14 protein-coding genes and 1 other annotated feature are annotated in these 15,923 nt (G+C 37.9%); of the genes, 10 read left to right on the plus strand and 4 right to left on the minus strand.

All coding sequences use genetic code 11. From position 1 onward, the window contains the following. Positions 1-68 precede the first annotated feature (68 nt). The 5 genes from I2490_RS01625 to I2490_RS01650 all read left to right on the plus strand — a co-directional run bounded on the left by I2490_RS01625 (position 69) and on the right by I2490_RS01650 (position 4,385). Positions 69-2,048, plus strand: coding sequence for a methyl-accepting chemotaxis protein (locus I2490_RS01625; RefSeq protein WP_206458047.1), 1,980 nt, complete (start codon positions 69-71; stop codon positions 2,046-2,048). A gap of 219 nt (positions 2,049-2,267) precedes the next feature. Continuing rightward, the gene (locus I2490_RS01630) at positions 2,268-2,480 is read left to right on the plus strand and encodes a cold-shock protein (protein WP_206458048.1); all 213 of its coding nucleotides are present in this window, start codon (positions 2,268-2,270) and stop codon (positions 2,478-2,480) included. Positions 2,481-2,676: 196 nt separating this feature from the next. Further along, positions 2,677-3,582, plus strand: coding sequence for a rhodanese-like domain-containing protein (locus tag I2490_RS16515; RefSeq protein ID WP_245157047.1), 906 nt, complete (start codon positions 2,677-2,679; stop codon positions 3,580-3,582). 24 nt (positions 3,583-3,606) lie between these two features. Next, a complete protein-coding gene (locus I2490_RS01645) occupies positions 3,607-3,927 on the plus strand; it encodes a hypothetical protein (protein ID WP_206458049.1) in 321 nt (106 codons plus the stop codon). Between the two features lie 17 nt (positions 3,928-3,944). Next, positions 3,945-4,385 (plus strand): acyl-CoA thioesterase, encoded by a 441-nt coding sequence (locus I2490_RS01650; protein ID WP_245157048.1) that lies wholly within the window; start codon positions 3,945-3,947, stop codon positions 4,383-4,385. 124 nt (positions 4,386-4,509) lie between these two features. On the opposite strand, the gene leuB is transcribed toward I2490_RS01650, so the two are convergent. Genes leuB through I2490_RS01670 form a run of 4 tightly spaced genes read right to left on the minus strand, consistent with a single transcriptional unit; the run spans position 4,510 to position 9,066 of the window. After that, on the minus strand, positions 4,510-5,580 hold the full coding sequence (gene leuB, locus I2490_RS01655; protein WP_206458050.1) for a 3-isopropylmalate dehydrogenase: 1,071 nt from the start codon (positions 5,578-5,580) through the stop codon (positions 4,510-4,512). Positions 5,581-5,625: 45 nt separating this feature from the next. Beyond that, positions 5,626-6,114 (minus strand): 3-isopropylmalate dehydratase small subunit, encoded by a 489-nt coding sequence (leuD, locus tag I2490_RS01660; protein ID WP_206458051.1) that lies wholly within the window; start codon positions 6,112-6,114, stop codon positions 5,626-5,628. Further along, the gene (leuC, locus tag I2490_RS01665; RefSeq protein ID WP_206458052.1) at positions 6,114-7,376 is read right to left on the minus strand and encodes a 3-isopropylmalate dehydratase large subunit; all 1,263 of its coding nucleotides are present in this window, start codon (positions 7,374-7,376) and stop codon (positions 6,114-6,116) included. Before leuC ends, leuD begins: the two co-directional genes overlap by 1 nt. Positions 7,377-7,401: 25 nt before the next feature. Next, complete coding sequence (locus tag I2490_RS01670; protein WP_206458053.1) at positions 7,402-9,066, minus strand: 2-isopropylmalate synthase; 1,665 nt, start codon at positions 9,064-9,066, stop codon at positions 7,402-7,404. 80 nt (positions 9,067-9,146) lie between these two features. Continuing rightward, positions 9,147-9,398: a binding site (T-box leader), on the minus strand. A gap of 317 nt (positions 9,399-9,715) precedes the next feature. Here I2490_RS01670 and ilvB point away from each other — a divergent pair. From ilvB to ilvA, 5 genes are all read left to right on the plus strand, one after another. Continuing rightward, positions 9,716-11,380 carry a biosynthetic-type acetolactate synthase large subunit gene (gene ilvB, locus I2490_RS01675; RefSeq protein ID WP_206458054.1) on the plus strand — a complete coding sequence of 555 codons (1,665 nt, stop codon included), beginning with the start codon at positions 9,716-9,718 and terminating at the stop codon, positions 11,378-11,380. 21 nt (positions 11,381-11,401) lie between these two features. After that, positions 11,402-11,902, plus strand: a complete 501-nt coding sequence (gene ilvN / locus I2490_RS01680; RefSeq protein WP_245157049.1) for an acetolactate synthase small subunit — start codon at positions 11,402-11,404, stop codon at positions 11,900-11,902. A gap of 75 nt (positions 11,903-11,977) precedes the next feature. Beyond that, the gene (ilvC, locus tag I2490_RS01685; protein WP_206458055.1) at positions 11,978-12,973 is read left to right on the plus strand and encodes a ketol-acid reductoisomerase; all 996 of its coding nucleotides are present in this window, start codon (positions 11,978-11,980) and stop codon (positions 12,971-12,973) included. Between the two features lie 12 nt (positions 12,974-12,985). Beyond that, positions 12,986-14,650, plus strand: coding sequence for a dihydroxy-acid dehydratase (gene ilvD, locus I2490_RS01690; protein WP_206458056.1), 1,665 nt, complete (start codon positions 12,986-12,988; stop codon positions 14,648-14,650). A 19-nt stretch (positions 14,651-14,669) separates the two neighbouring features. Beyond that, positions 14,670-15,878 (plus strand): threonine ammonia-lyase, encoded by a 1,209-nt coding sequence (gene ilvA, locus I2490_RS01695; RefSeq protein ID WP_206458057.1) that lies wholly within the window; start codon positions 14,670-14,672, stop codon positions 15,876-15,878. Positions 15,879-15,923 lie beyond the last annotated feature (45 nt).

A 15,923-nucleotide genomic window follows, 5' to 3' on the forward strand; every position in this document is an offset into this window, starting at 1 on the left:
TGGACTCTAATAATAAACGAAGTAAAAACAGGTAAATTGGGAATGATTCGTTTTAGGAGGGATATGATATGAAAACCCTAAAAAGCAGGTTGCTTGTGATTACTATTTCATTGGTAGCAATCACCTCGCTTGTTATGGGGGGAGTTTCCATTTGGTTGAATTATAGCAGTACAAACTCCACGTTAAAAGAGACTATCGGAGAATTGGCAGAGCAGGGTGCTGAATCAATATCCAGTCAATTACTTGTTGATAAAGGGATTGCTTATGAAACAGGTAGTATAGCTCGTCTTACTGATATAGAATCAACGCTTGCGTTGAAAAAAGAGTTGATAAATCAAAAAGTGAGAACGTATCGGTTTGAAAGTGGAAATCTTTTAGATCGAAATGGAATAAGTCAATTTGATGGTATCGATTATAGCGATCGAGCTTATTTTAAAGCAGCAATGCTGGGCAATGCAAATGTATCAGAACCATTGCTAAATAAAGTGACTGGTAACCTGAATATTATAATTGCAGCTCCGGTATGGCAGGATGGCATTCCCGATTCGGCGGTTGTTGGTGTCATTTGTTTTACGCGCAATGGAGATTTTTTAAGTCAAATAGTAAACAAAATAAAAATCAGTGAAAATAGCGGTGCATTTATTGTTGATGCAAATAAAACGATGATTGCACATCCAAACCATGATTATGTTGTAAATGGAAAAGTCGTAACGCAAGATGAGAAAATGGATTCATCAGAAATTCTAGCTTATGAACCTATTCCGCAAACAAATGGTTGGACCTTTGCAGTAAATGCAAAGAAGAGTGATTTTATGAAGAAATTGTACAGTGGTATAGTTATAACCATTATCACGCTTCTAATTGGAATTCTACTTGCTTTCATTCTTGCAAGAAAAACAGCAAATAGGATTGTAAATCCGATTATTTCCTGTGTAAAACGTTTGGAATTATTAGCGGATGAAGGGGATTTAAAATCACCGGTGCCCGTTATAAATGCAAAAGATGAAACGGCAATTCTTGCGGCTGCAACAGAGAAACTGATAACAAATACAAGAATCATTATAAATGATGCCGATTATTTGTTGGGTGAGATGGCAAATGGGAATTTTGCAGTTCAATCTCAAAAAAGAGAGGTCTATATTGGAGACTTCGAAAATTTATTAATTTCAATGCGTAAAATCAATTACCAATTAAGTGATACTTTATCACAAATTAATCAAGGTGCGGATCAAGTATCAGTAGGTGCAGATCAAGTATCGAACAGCGCACAGGCACTTTCACAAGGTGCAACAGAGCAAGCAAGTTCCGTAGAAGAATTAGCTTCGACTATTAATGAGATTTCCAACAACGTAGCTTTAAATGCGAATCATGCAAAGGAAGCAAATGCAAAAGCAAATTCGCTTGGGGAAGAAGCCGAAGAAAGCAATCATAGGATGCAGAAAATGCTTGAGGCTATGTCTGAAATCAGTAATAGTTCCAATGAGATTGGTAAGATTATTAAAACAATTGAGGACATTGCATTTCAAACGAACATTCTTGCATTAAATGCAGCGGTAGAAGCTGCACGTGCAGGGGAAGCGGGAAAAGGATTTGCAGTTGTTGCTGATGAGGTAAGAAACCTTGCATCAAAAAGTGCAGAAGCATCAAAAAATACTTCCACTCTTATTGAAAATTCTTTAAAATTGGTGGAGGATGGAAACCGAATTGCAGATGAAACAGCAAACTCTATGCAAACGGTTATGAATGAGATTAAGGAGGTTGCACTTACCATTGATCAGATATCTAATGCTTCTTTAGAACAAGCGGATTCTATCCAAGAGGTAACGCAAGGTGTGGATCAAATTTCTGCAGTCATTCAAACAAACTCTGCAACTGCAGAGGAAAGCGCAGCCGCGAGTGAAGAGTTATCCGGGCAGGCGCAGATGCTTAAGAATCTAGTTGGCAGTTTTCGATTGAGAAATGATGATTCTGAAGATAGAAATTTTCACAGTTTATCAATTGAAAGTCAATCAGTTGAATTAAATCACAATTATGATAAAAAGTATTAAAGAAGATTAATATTTTATAAAAAAGGCTTCTTGTATCAGAAATGAAAAGGAGAAGCCTTTTATGATTGACAAATATTTATAATGATTGTATAATCAAGAGGTATACTAAATGTTCGATTGAGTTCACATGTTTTTGTAAGTCATTTGCTCGTTTAATGGTTTACAAAGATATGTGAACTTTTTTAATATTTGGTTGCAATATTTTTAGGAGGTACTCATATGCATAATGGTACAGTAAAATGGTTTAATGCAGAAAAAGGATTTGGATTTATTTCAAATGATGATGGAAGTGATGATGTATTCGTACATTTCTCTGCTATTGTAGCTGACGGTTTTAAATCTCTTTCTGAAGGTCAGAAAGTAACTTTTGACACAGAAACCGATTCCAGAGACAGCAGTAAAATTAGAGCCGTTAACGTTCGTTTGGCTTAATTGATTAGCAGATTCGAAATAAGTAACGCTCATCAAAAAGAACATTCAATGAAATAATTTCTTGATTGTTCTTTTTTCATGCTTAATGTTTGTCTTTAATAATATTGACAAATGTAAGAATAACGTATAATATGTCAAAAAAAAGCCAATGTAATATCGCAACAGAAAATTAATGTAAGATAAGAGGAGCTTTTATATGAAATATTTAAAACGGATTTTAGGAATTTTACTGATATTTTCTATGTTATTTTTTTCTGCTTGCGGAAAAACAGAGGAGCAAGAAATAAAGAGTGAATATAACCTTATTACAACAGAAGAAGCATATCAGAGAATGAATGAAAATATAAATGCAGTTATTTTAGATGTACGTACACAAGAAGAATATAACGCAGGTCATATCAGTGGAGCTATTTTAGTGCCAAATGAGACGATTAAGGATAATAAGCCCGATAAACTTCCTGATTTAGATGAAGAAATTTTAATATATTGCAGAAGCGGAAACCGAAGTCAACAAGCTGCCGAAAAGCTATTAAAAATTGGATATACGAATGTATATGATTTTGGTGGAATTCAGGATTGGACATATGGGATTGTGACGGGTGAAGAAGAACCTGCAAAAGAGAAAAAAGAACCAAGTATGAGTTGGTTTAAAACGACTGATTTAGAGGGGAATGCGGTAACGCAAGATATTTTTTCAGAATACGATTTAACTATGATTAATGTATGGGGAACCTATTGTAGTCCATGCTTAAAAGAAATGCCGGATTTAGGTAATATCAGCAGAGAATATAACGAAACTGGTTTTCAAATTATTGGTATTTCAATTGACATGTTTGCTGCTGATGGCAGCTTCTCAGACGATAAAATAAAAACAGCAAAGGAAATCATTGATACTACAGATGCTACTTACACGCATTTACTTCCTTCAAATGATTTAATTAAAGCAAAACTAAGAGAAATTGATGTTATTCCATATACATTTTTTGTAGACAGCAAAGGTGAAATTGTTGGGAAACCGTACGTTGGTTCTAAAACAGAAGAAAAATGGAAAAAGATAATAGAAGAACAATTAGAAGCGATAAAAAATGAAAGCAATCAATAAGTAGTATTTAAGGAGTAAATATTTATGATATGTAAACATTGCGGTGGACAGCTTAAAGATGGGAGCAAATATTGTGGCTTTTGTCATGCTGAAGTCAATGCACCGATCTCTGAGGAGGAAGCAAAGAAAAAACACATAGAAGATTGTTTAGGTATAACTGATCAAGAACAGAAAAGTCCTACTTGGTGGGAAGAAGGCTGCGGTAATGATGAAAATGGTGGCTGTGGACATGGCTTAACTGGTAATGATAAAGATTTAAAATATGCCTTTACGATTGTAGGTCTTGTTGTAGGTGTTATTATTATAACACTTACGGTAAAAACCTTAGGTGGCTTGTTTTTATAATATAAGGGGGCATAGAATTGAAAATATTACCATTGATAAGACTTGCAAATTATTATGAAACAGATCGAATGGGAATCATTCATCATTCGAATTATATTCGATGGTTTGAGGAAGCCAGAGTTGATTACTTAGGTAAGATTGGTATGCCATATTCAGAGGTTGAAGAAATGGGTGTAATGATGCCCGTATTAGAAGTATCCTGTGAATACAAATCACCGGTACACTTTAATGATACTGTGGTCATTCTATCTAAGATCAAAGAGTTTAAAGGAGCAAAGATTACAATTTCTTATGAAGTCTATGATCAGAAAACAAGAGAATTAAGAACGAAAGGGGAAACAAAGCATTGCTTTGTTCACGCTGACACCTTCCAGCCTTTACGACTTCGTACCGATTATCCTGAAATGAATGAACGTATCATGGAACTGGTAGGTATTGATATCGTAGACTGGGAATAGAATCATAGGGACTTTACATAGTAGATCATAAAATATAGAATATAAAAAAAGACTTATATGAAAAACAGAACTCGAATGAGTTCTGTTTTTCATTGATAATTTTAGAGCTTCACAGTTTCATATATTATAAATATTTAATAATGAGATCTCCCATTTCTGAGCAGGATACTTTTGTTTTTCCAAAACTCATAATATCTGTAGTACGATAGCCTTCATTTAATACCGTATGGACCGCTTTTTCAATGGCTTCACTTTCTTCTGCCATATCAAAGGAATATTTCATCATCATAGCGGCAGATAGAATCGTACCAATTGGATTTGCAATGTTTTGACCAGCAATATCCGGTGCAGACCCATGAATTGGTTCATACATACCTCGAGTTCCATCTCCTAAGCTTGATGAAGGAATCATACCAATGGAGCCTGTTATCATGCTGGCTTCGTCGGAAAGAATGTCACCAAACATATTTTCCGTAACGATGACGTCAAACTGGGAAGGGCATTTTACAATTTGCATTGCAGCGTTGTCGACCAACATATTGTTATAGTTAACATCAGGGTAATCCTTAGCTACCTGCTCCATAATCTTTCTCCATAGTCTGGAGGTATCCAAAACGTTTGCTTTGTCTACCGATATCACATTTTTTCCACGCTTCCTTGCTGTTTCAAATGCTATTTTAGCGATACGTTTGATTTCATGTTCACTGTAACTCATTTCATCACGTGCGATAAGTTCGTCGTTCTCAGTAATTGTACTCCGTTTTCCAAAATAAACGCCGCCAATCAATTCACGTACAACTACAAAATCAATTCCTTCAGATACGATGCTCTCTTTAAGCGGAGAAGCATCAGCTAACTGAGGAAACAGCTTTGCCGGACGAAGATTTGCATAAAGACCCATTTCACTCCGAATGGTAAGAAGTGCTTTCTCCGGACGGATAGAAGGGTCTACATGATCCCATTTGGGTCCGCCGACAGCACCTAAAAGCACACTATCGCAATTTAGACATTTTTCTAAGCTTTCTTTTGGAAGGGAAGTACCGTATTGGTCAATGGCATTTCCGCCCGCAGCAATTTCTTGAAAGATAAATTCATGATGATATCTTTTCCCGATAGTATTGATTACTTTCATCGCTTCGGTTACTATTTCCGGTCCGATACCGTCTCCTTTAATGATTGTAATTATTTTTTTCATAAGCTACTCTCCAAATTCGTTTTCATTTAAAAATTATATTTTGATTCACTTTGATTGATGGATGGAATTTAATAGTCCATTGCATTGAATGATTTCCTTAATAAAGTCAGGAAATGGTTCTGCTTGGTATGTTTTATTTGTTGTAAGATTTGTAATTACTCCGGTATCAAAATTAACCGATACTTCATCACCGTCTTTGATGTCGTTACTTGCTTCTTCACATTCAAGAATAGCCAAACCGATATTAATAGCATTTCGATAGAAAATACGAGCAAAGGTTTTTGCTATGACACAGGAAATGCCAGATTCTTTGATTGCAATCGGCGCATGTTCTCTGGAAGAACCACAACCAAAGTTGAAACCTGCTACCATTATGTCATCATTCTTTACTTTTTTTGTGAAATCTGCATCAATGTCTTCCATACAGTGAGAGGCTAATTCCTTATGATTTGCTGTATTTAAGTGGCGAGCAGGGATAATTACATCTGTATCTACATTGTCGCCGTATTTATGTGTAAAGCCTTTTGCATTCATTATTTTACCTCCTTAGTACCACTGATTTTTCCGGTGATAGCAGAAGCAGCTGCTACAGCCGGACTTGCCAAGTAAACTTCTGAAGTTTTGTGTCCCATACGCCCTACGAAGTTTCGATTTGTTGTTGCTACGCAACGTTCATTCTCTGCAAGAATTCCCATATAGCCACCGAGACAAGGACCGCAGGTTGGGGTAGAGACAATACAGCCTGCATCAATGAAGATTTCCAAATATCCTAATTTCATTGCTTCCTTATAAATAGTTTGCGTAGCTGGGATAATGATTGTTCTAACGTCTTTATGAACGTGTTTTCCTTTTAATACATTTGCAGCAATAGCCATATCAGATAAACGACCATTTGTACATGATCCGATTACGACTTGATCAATTTTAATCTCACCAACTTCATCTATGGTTTTTGTATTATCCGGCAGGTGAGGGAAGGAAACCGTTTGTTTTATCTCATTTAAATTGATTTCAATGGTTTGTTCATATATTGCATCTTCATCTGCTTCGTAGATGGTATATGGACGATTTACTCTTCCGTCCATATACGCGGTCGTGATTTCATCGACCGCAAAGATGCCGTTTTTTGCACCGGCTTCGATTGCCATATTTGCCATACAAAGGCGATCGTCTATCGTTAAACTCTTTAATCCTTCACCAATAAATTCCATAGATTTATATAGAGCACCATCTACACCAATTTTTCCTATGATGTGAAGAATGACATCCTTTCCGCTGACATCTTCTGAAAGCTGCCCCTGTAGTACAAATCGAATGGCTTCCGGAACTTTAAACCAAGCCTGGCCAGTAGCCATACCTGCTGCCATATCCGTACTTCCCACACCAGTAGAAAAGGCACCTAGTGCACCATAAGTACAAGTATGAGAATCAGCACCGATGATAAGTTCCCCGGCAGCAACCAATCCCTTTTCAGGAAGGAGGGCATGTTCAATACCCATTTCACCAACATCATAATAGTTTTCAATACCGAATTGTTTTGCAAAGGTACGGCACTGTTTACACTGCTGCGCAGCCTTGATATCTTTATTCGGTGCAAAGTGATCCATAACCATAGAGATTTTTTTTGTGTCAAAGACTTTGTTAAACCCTGACTTTTCAAATTCATTGATGGCAACAGGAGAGGTGATATCATTACCTAAAACCATATCTAAATTAGCACGGATTAGTTGGCCGGCTTTTACGGACGGTAATCCAGCATGTGCTGCTAATATTTTTTGTGTCATTGTCATTCCCATAGTGATGACTCCTTTCTGTTATCTCTTATTTTAAGGTTCGATTGATGGCACTAACCATAGCGTTTACGGAAGCAGAAATGATATCCGGATGAATTCCGGTTCCCCATGTTACATTTCCTTTGGAATCTTCAACGCCTACATATGTGCACGCTCTAGAGTTAGAACCATTTTCCAGTGCATGTTCATTATAGGAAATGATGTTATAGTCAAGATCCAAGTGGCTCAGTTTCAATGCATTACTTACTGCATCCAAACGGCCGTTTCCGTTTGCGGTAAAGGAGAAGGATTCCTCATCGATGGTAACCCAAATGGTAGCAGTAATCCCGTCTTTTTGTTCAAATTTAACCTTGGTAATATCTATCGGAGTAAAGTAGTTTACATATTCGTTAGTAAAGATATCGTGAATTTCCTGCGGTGAAAGTTCTTTATGGTTTTCATCGGAAACTTGTTTAATTTGATATCCAAAGCTTTCTCTCATTGCATCCGGCAATTTGTAGCCAAAGTTTTGTTCTAGAAGGTACCCGATACCGCCTTTACCGGATTGACTGTTGATACGAATGACATCTGTTTCGTATTCACGCCCCACATCACTTGGATCGATCGGTAGATAAGGAACGTTCCAAATCCGTTGTTTTTTCTTATCTCGATACTTCATACCTTTTGCAATAGCATCCTGATGAGATCCGGAAAATGCAGCAAAAACAAGTTTTCCGCTATATGGCTGTCTTTCATGAACACGCATCCGTGTAACCGATTCATATAAATTTACGACGGATGGCATATCACTGAAATTGAGGTTTGGATCAACGCCTTGAGAATAAAGGTTCATAGCCAACGTTACTATATCAACATTACCAGTACGTTCACCGTTTCCAAACAATGTACCTTCAATTCGATCGCCTCCTGCAAGGAGTCCAAGCTCTGCATCTGCGACTCCGGTACCGCGGTCATTATGTGGATGAAGAGAAATAATTAAATTTTCTCTGTCATGCAAAGCGCTGCACATGTATTCGATTTGGCTTGCATATACGTGAGGCATCGACATAGATACGGTAGCCGGAAGGTTAATGATGACTTTTTTTTCTGGCGTAGGCTTCCAAATATCAATGACTCGATTGCATATTTCTGCCGCAAATTCTATTTCCGTCCCGGTAAAGCTTTCCGGTGAATATTGAAATTGAAATTCCGTTTCAGGCTGCGCCGCTGCATACTTATTAAACAAATTTGCACCAAATTCTGCAATTTCAATGATTTGCTCCTTTGATTTTTTAAAAACCTGTTCTCTCTGTGCAACGGAAGTGGAATTGTATAAGTGTACAATTGCTTTTTTCACGCCTTTCAATGCACGAAATGTTTTCCGAATAATATGTTCTCGTGATTGTGTCAGCACTTGTACCGTTACATCATCCGGAATGTGATTGTCTTCAATAAGAGTTCGTAAAAACTCATACTCCGTTTCCGATGCAGCCGGAAAACCAACTTCAATTTCTTTAAACCCGATGGAAACGAGAAAATCGAAAAACTTCAATTTTTCTTCCAAACTCATCGGAACAATCAAGGCTTGGTTTCCATCCCGTAAATCCACACTACACCAAATAGGTGCTTTTTCAATGTGATCTTTTTTCATCCAATGCATTTCGCAAGATGGTGGCATAAAATAGCCAATTTGATACTTATCAAAATTTTTCATAACTTCTTCTCCATTTCTTTTATTTTTTCATTTCTAATTTCTTAAGGGTAAAAAAAAACTTCGCCTCATGCACATTTTGTGCAAGAGACGAAGGCTAATTATAAAGCATCCGTGGTACCACTCTTATTGGTATAAAAATACCCACTCTCTCGTATCGGCAGAACTGCGAATACGTTCTCATATGTAACGGTGAGAAACCCGGTCGCGCCTAAGAAATCTTTCAGCTGACTGCTCAAGGGTGAGTTCATTTATAGAAAATGTATTATCTCGCACCAACCGATAACTCTCTGATATCATTTTATCTACAACTTTGTCCCTGTCATAGCATTTCATTTATAAAGTTTTCAATATCATACTGTATAATTATAGATGTGTCAACATTAATTTTAGAATTTTTTATTTCAATTTTCTTTTCAAATCGTATAATTTGTTATATACTAACAAATATTTATGTTTTTCTTTGATGTTTTGATTAAAAAAAATAAATTTGACTATTTTTATATATTTTATTTTATTTTTTTAAAAATCGTTTGACAGAGTAAAACGTATCCGTTAAAATAGGTGCAATAACCATCTAGAAAACAGATGGTTTTCAAACTATACAGCAAAAGATAGCCAAAGACGGGAAATTGAAAGGCGGTGAAGAAATATGAATTTGACAGGCGCAGAAATATTAACAGAAGTTTTAATTGAACAGGGAGTCGATACTATTTTCGGTTATCCCGGAGGCGCAGTTCTAAACATATATGATACCCTCTATGACTACCAAGATCGAATTACACACATTTTAACAGCCCACGAGCAGGGAGCATCCCATGCAGCAGACGGTTATGCCAGAGTAACGGGCAAGACAGGTGTTGTTTTGGCAACGAGTGGACCGGGAGCAACCAATTTAGTAACCGGTATTGCAACTGCATATATGGATAGCATTCCTATGGTAGCTATTACAGGAAATGTCAGTACTTCGTTATTGGGAAGAGATTCATTTCAGGAAATTTATATTACCGGAATAACAATGCCAATTACAAAGCATAATTTTTTGGTAAGAGATGTAAAGGAATTAGCAGATACTATTCGTGAAGCATTTCGAATCGCAAATACTGGAAGAAAAGGTCCGGTACTTATTGATATTCCGAAGGATATCACTGCAGCAAAATGTGAGTTTATAAGAAAAGAATGCATCAATGTACAAAAACATACTGAAATAGACTTGGATAAGATTGAAAAAGCGGCAGAAATTATCAATGCAGCACAACGTCCGGTCGTCTATTTTGGAGGCGGCGTCAGCTTAGGAGAAGCGTCGGAAGAATTAAAAGCTTTTTTAAATAAAGCCGGAATTCCTGCGGTTCACACAATGATGGGTGCTGGGGTGTTATGTCATGATGATATGCATAATTTAGGTCTAATTGGAATGCATGGAAAAAGCAGTACCAATAACGTGATTGGGGATGCCGATGTAGTTGTGGCAATCGGAGCACGATTTAGTGACCGAGTTGCTTTGAATCCAAAGTATTTTGCACAAAAAGCAACAATTATTCAAATCGACATTGACCAAAGTGAAATCAATAAAAATGTATATGTTGATTATAGTATTGTAGGGGATGTTAAACAAGTGCTTAACGGAATCCTTCCTTATATAGAAGAAAATCAGCATCTGGAATGGATGAAAAAAATTCATGTGTGGCAGGATAGAGACTATCAGCCAACCGACAGTGACAGTACATTGAAGCCACACCAAATTATTCGGATTCTTTGTGAAACGACCGAAAAAGATACGGTTTACGTCACCGATGTTGGGCAGCATCAAATGTGGGCTGCACAATACCTCGAACATGTTGCGCCTAGATCCTTTCTTACTAGTGGAGGACTTGGAACCATGGGATTTGGTTATGGAGCTGCGATAGGTGCGAAGCTGGCAGTAGGCAATTCCAGAAGAGTCATTCATATTACAGGTGATGGATCTTTTCATATGAATCTGAACGAAGCATGTACTGCAAAAAGCTATGAGTTACCGATTATTACTATTATAATGAATAATTCCGTTTTAGGTATGGTACGTCAATGGCAGACTGCTTTCTATAAAAAGAAATATTCTCATACAGATCCGCAAAGGCAGACTGATTTTATTAAAGTAGCAGAAGGATTTGGTGTGAAAGGATACCGTACAACCAATCCAAAAGAATTTACAGAGGCATTAAAAGAGGCGCTAACGCAAAAGGGTCCTGTTTGGATTGAATGTTTAATGGAAAAAGATGAAAAAGTATTACCTATGATTCCGGCCGGCGGAACGATTGACGATATGATTATGGATTAACTAGGAAAGTGAGGGATCGTGATGTCAATGCAAAAAAAAGTGGTAAGCGTACTTGTGGATAATCATCCCGGTGTACTGACCCGCGTAACCAGTTTATTTGGACGTCGTGGATATAACATTGATTCTTTAACGGTGTCTGTTACTAACATTCCAGATATTTCACGTATCACCCTAGTAATTACAGGTGATGAACATATGTTAGAGCAGATGATTGCGCAAACTTCTAAATTAGTGGAAGTAAGAAATATTTTTGCATTAAATATGGACGCAAGCTTAGTTCGAGAACTATTGCTGGTAAAAGTTGCTGCGGATGAAACCAACCGCGGTAGCATTACTTCAATTGCAAATGTATTTAAAGCAAAAATTATTGATTTATCAGTGGGAAGTATGGTTTTAGAGCTTACCGGTGAACAAAATAAACTTGATGGATTTTTAACGGTATTGGGTGAGTATGAAGTTCTGGAGGTTTGCAGAACCGGAATTACTGCCTTGAGCAGAGGACCTGTAAATTACCACATATAACATCAAATCGTTAAAATCATGATAAATGTATTACGTATTGTTTAAAGATAAAAGCATGAAAAAGGAGAGAACGAAATGATTACAAAGTATTATGACGCAGATTGCAATTTGAGCTTGTTAGACGGAAAAACCGTTGCCATTATTGGTTATGGAAGTCAGGGTCATGCCCATGCACAAAATTTAAAAGAGAGCGGAGTTAATGTTGTAGTTGGTCTTAGAAAAGGTTCTGCAAGCTGGGCAAAAGCAGAAGAAGCTGGCCTTAAGGTTATGGAAGTAGAAGAAGCTGCAGAAAAGGGAAACTTGGTAATGATGCTTGTTCCCGATGAATTTGCCGCAGATATATATAAGGCACAGGTTTCTAAGCATATGAAGGAAGGCGATGTGCTTATGTTTGCACATGGCTTTAACATTCATTACAATCAAATTATTCCTGAGGATTACATTGATGTCATTATGGTTGCGCCAAAGGGACCTGGACATACGGTTCGCAGCCAATATCTTGAAGGCAGAGGCGTACCTAGCTTAATTGCGGTTTATCAGGACAAGTCCGGCAATGCAAAGGATTATGCGCTTGCATATGCTTCTGGAATCGGAGCAGGTCGTGCAGGTATTTTGGAAACTACGTTTAAAGAAGAAACGGAAACCGATTTGTTTGGTGAACAGGCAGTTCTTTGCGGTGGCGTTACTGAATTGATGAAGGCTGGTTTTGATACTTTGGTAGAAGCTGGATATGAGCCGGAGATGGCTTATTTTGAATGTATCCATGAAATGAAACTGATTGTTGATCTTATCAATAGCGGTGGATTTGCAATGATGCGTTACTCTATTTCAAATACTGCGGAATATGGTGATTACAGAACAGGTACTCGCTTAGTTACAGAGGAAACAAGAAAAGAAATGAAGAAGGTTCTCCATGAAATTCAGAACGGAGAATTTGCAAGTGAATTCATTCAAGAATTTAAGAGCGGCGGACAGGCAAAATTCCTTGCAACACGTCGTATGGAATCACAGCATCCATTAGAAAAAGTTGGAGCAGAGCTCAGAAAGATGATGAGCTGGTTGAAAAAATAAGGAGAGAATTCTATGGCATTACGTAGTGCAAATGTAACACAGGGCATAGAACGAGCTCCCAATCGAAGCTTATTTTATGCAATGGGTTATACAAAAGAAGAATTGGATCGTCCTTTAATTGGAGTGGTTTCCGCGCACAGTGAAATTGTGCCGGGCCACTTTCATTTAGATAAAATCACAGAGGCAGTTAAAGCGGGTGTGCGAATGGCAGGGGGAACACCGATTGTCGTTCCTGCCATCGGTGTCTGCGATGGAATTGCAATGGGACATCTTGGAATGAAATACAGTCTTGCCAGTCGTGAGTTAATTGCAGACAGCGTAGAAACTATGGCTATGGCACATTGTTTTGATGGTTTGGTTTTGGTTCCGAATTGTGACAAGATAGTACCCGGCATGATTATGGCTGCGGTTAGACTTAACATACCTGCAGTTGTATGTTCCGGCGGCCCAATGATGGCAGGGCTTGTTGATGGAAGAGAAACAAGCTTATCTCAAATGTTTGAAGCCGTTGGTGCTAGAAAAGCAAGCTTAATTGATGATGAAAAATTGATGGAGTTTGAAAATAATACTTGTCCCGGATGTGGTTCTTGTGCCGGTATGTATACGGCAAATAGTATGAACTGCTTGGCAGAAGCCGTTGGAATTGCGCTTCCTGGAAATGGCACGATTCCGGCAGTTCACAGTGGTCGTATGCAGCTCGCAAAACATGCTGGTATGGCCATTATGAATTTAGTGGAAAAGGACATCAAAGCAAGAGATATCATCAATGAAAAATCCCTTAAAAATGCACTTGCTTGTGATATGGCACTGGGATGTTCCTCAAATAGTGTATTGCATCTTTTAGCAATTGCAAATGAAGCAGGTGTCCCTTTGGACTTAAATTTATTTAACGAAATAAGCAGTAAGGTACCAAATCTTTGTCATTTGGCTCCGGCTGGTGAAACACATATGCAGGATTTAAACCGTGCAGGAGGGATTCCGGCAGTACAGGCAGAACTTGTTAAAGGTGGTTACTTGGATGATAGTGTAATTACAGCTACCGGAAAAAGCATTCAACAAAACATTAAAGGTGCCTTTATTAAAGATACCAACGCCATTCGTCCAATCGATAATCCTTACAGCAAAACAGGTGGCATCGCTATTCTTTGGGGTAACATTGCTAAAGATGGTTGTGTTGTAAAGCAAAGTGCTGTTGCAGAAGAAATGCTAGTTCATACCGGACCAGCAAGGGTCTTTAACAGTGAAGAAGAAGCCATTGATGCAATCTATAATGGTAAGATTGTATCGGGAGATGTCGTGGTCATTCGATATGAAGGACCAAAAGGCGGTCCCGGTATGCGAGAAATGCTAAATCCAACCAGTGCTTTAGCCGGAATGAAGTTGGATAAAACCGTTGCGTTAATTACTGACGGTAGATTTAGTGGAGCAAGCAGGGGCGCATCCATTGGACATGTTAGTCCTGAAGCAGCGAGCGGTGGAGAAATTGGTTTGCTTCAAGAAAATGATTTGATTGAAATTAATATACTGGAATCCAAAATAAATGCAAAGGTAACTGAAGAAGAATTTGAAAAGCGAAGAGCGCATTATGTTCAACCAGAACCCAATATTAAGTCTGGTTGGCTCGCACGCTACGCTAGGATGGTTTCTTCCGCAAACACTGGAGCTGTTATGAAATAAGACTGGAGGAACTAGACCTATGCTAACTTTGGATAAAATATACCACGCTGCTTTTGTTTTAAAAAGTGTAGCGCGTAAAACGGATTTAATTGCAGCTTCCGCTCTTTCTTGTAAAGAGTGTGAGCTTTATTTAAAAACAGAAAACTTACAAGTTACAGGAAGCTTTAAGCTGCGAGGAGCTTATTATAAAATCAGCCAATTAAATGAAGAAGAAAAGGCAAAAGGCATCATTGCCTGCAGTGCAGGTAATCATGCTCAAGGAGTTGCGTTGGCTGGAGCAAAAAATAAGATTCCAAGTATCATTTGTATGCCGGATGGCGCTCCAATCAGTAAAGTAGAGGCAACCAAAAGTTATGGAGCTGAGGTCTGTCTTGTAAAAGGCACTTATGATGATGCACATACAAAAGCTGTCGAATTGCAAGAAGAGAAAGGTTATACCTTTATTCATCCTTTTGATGATCCGGATGTGATTGCTGGACAAGGAACCATTGGACTCGAAATTTTAGACCAGCTTCCTGATGTAGATGCCGTTATCGTACCGATTGGTGGCGGAGGGTTAATCAGTGGTGTTGCTTATACAATTAAGCATCTAAAATCAGAGTGTAAAGTATACGGTGTTCAAGCTGCAGGTGCACCAAGTATGTACGAGTCAATTCAAAAGAACGAAAAAATTACATTGAATTCAGTAGATACGTTTGCAGATGGGATTGCAGTAAAACATCCCGGAGATTTAACTTACGATATTATTTCTCAATATGTAGATGAGATTGTAACGGTAAATGACGATGAAATTGCTGCTGCTATTTTAGCTTTGATTGAAAAACAAAAGCTGATTGCAGAAGGCGCAGGAGCCGTTTCGGTAGCGGCCGCATTGTTTAATAAAATTGATCTTACAGGTAAAAAGGTTGTAAGTTTGGTAAGTGGGGGAAACATTGATGTTAGTATTCTCAGCCGTGTCATTACCAGAGGTTTGGTGAGGAACGGAAGAAACAGTACTCTTACTATCGCACTCATTGATAAACCGGGACAGCTTCAAGGTGTTAGTGAAATTATTAGTCGCTGCGGCGGTAATGTGGTTAGTGTACACCATGACCGTGGAGATCAAAATATGGCAATCAATAGCTGTTTCCTAAAGGTTGGAATGGAAACAAGAGATCATGAACAGGTAGCAGAAATCAAAAAAGCGCTTACGGATGCAGGTTTTAAATTAGTAAGTGAACGAGTCTAACGGAATTTAGTTTTGTATTTAAATTTCGATTATGTATAGATTTGT

The organism is Anaerovorax sp. IOR16 (assembly GCF_017168145.1).
Lineage (GTDB): Bacteria > Bacillota > Clostridia > Peptostreptococcales > Anaerovoracaceae > IOR16.

Bases quoted from the DNA above. Each gene is read 5' to 3' on its own strand.
- leuC (WP_206458052.1), bottom strand. From the start codon at position 7,376: ATGGGAATGACAATGACACAAAAAATATTAGCAGCACATGCTGGATTA.
- I2490_RS01630 (WP_206458048.1), top strand. From the start codon at position 2,268: ATGCATAATGGTACAGTAAAATGGTTTAATGCAGAAAAAGGATTTGGA.
- ilvC (WP_206458055.1), top strand. From the start codon at position 11,978: ATGATTACAAAGTATTATGACGCAGATTGCAATTTGAGCTTGTTAGAC.
- ilvN (WP_245157049.1), top strand. From the start codon at position 11,402: ATGTCAATGCAAAAAAAAGTGGTAAGCGTACTTGTGGATAATCATCCC.
- I2490_RS01645 (WP_206458049.1), top strand. From the start codon at position 3,607: ATGATATGTAAACATTGCGGTGGACAGCTTAAAGATGGGAGCAAATAT.
- I2490_RS16515 (WP_245157047.1), top strand. From the start codon at position 2,677: ATGAAATATTTAAAACGGATTTTAGGAATTTTACTGATATTTTCTATG.
- ilvB (WP_206458054.1), top strand. From the start codon at position 9,716: ATGAATTTGACAGGCGCAGAAATATTAACAGAAGTTTTAATTGAACAG.
- ilvA (WP_206458057.1), top strand. From the start codon at position 14,670: ATGCTAACTTTGGATAAAATATACCACGCTGCTTTTGTTTTAAAAAGT.
- I2490_RS01670 (WP_206458053.1), bottom strand. From the start codon at position 9,066: ATGAAAAATTTTGATAAGTATCAAATTGGCTATTTTATGCCACCATCT.
- ilvD (WP_206458056.1), top strand. From the start codon at position 12,986: ATGGCATTACGTAGTGCAAATGTAACACAGGGCATAGAACGAGCTCCC.
- leuB (WP_206458050.1), bottom strand. From the start codon at position 5,580: ATGAAAAAAATAATTACAATCATTAAAGGAGACGGTATCGGACCGGAA.
- I2490_RS01625 (WP_206458047.1), top strand. From the start codon at position 69: ATGAAAACCCTAAAAAGCAGGTTGCTTGTGATTACTATTTCATTGGTA.
- leuD (WP_206458051.1), bottom strand. From the start codon at position 6,114: ATGAATGCAAAAGGCTTTACACATAAATACGGCGACAATGTAGATACA.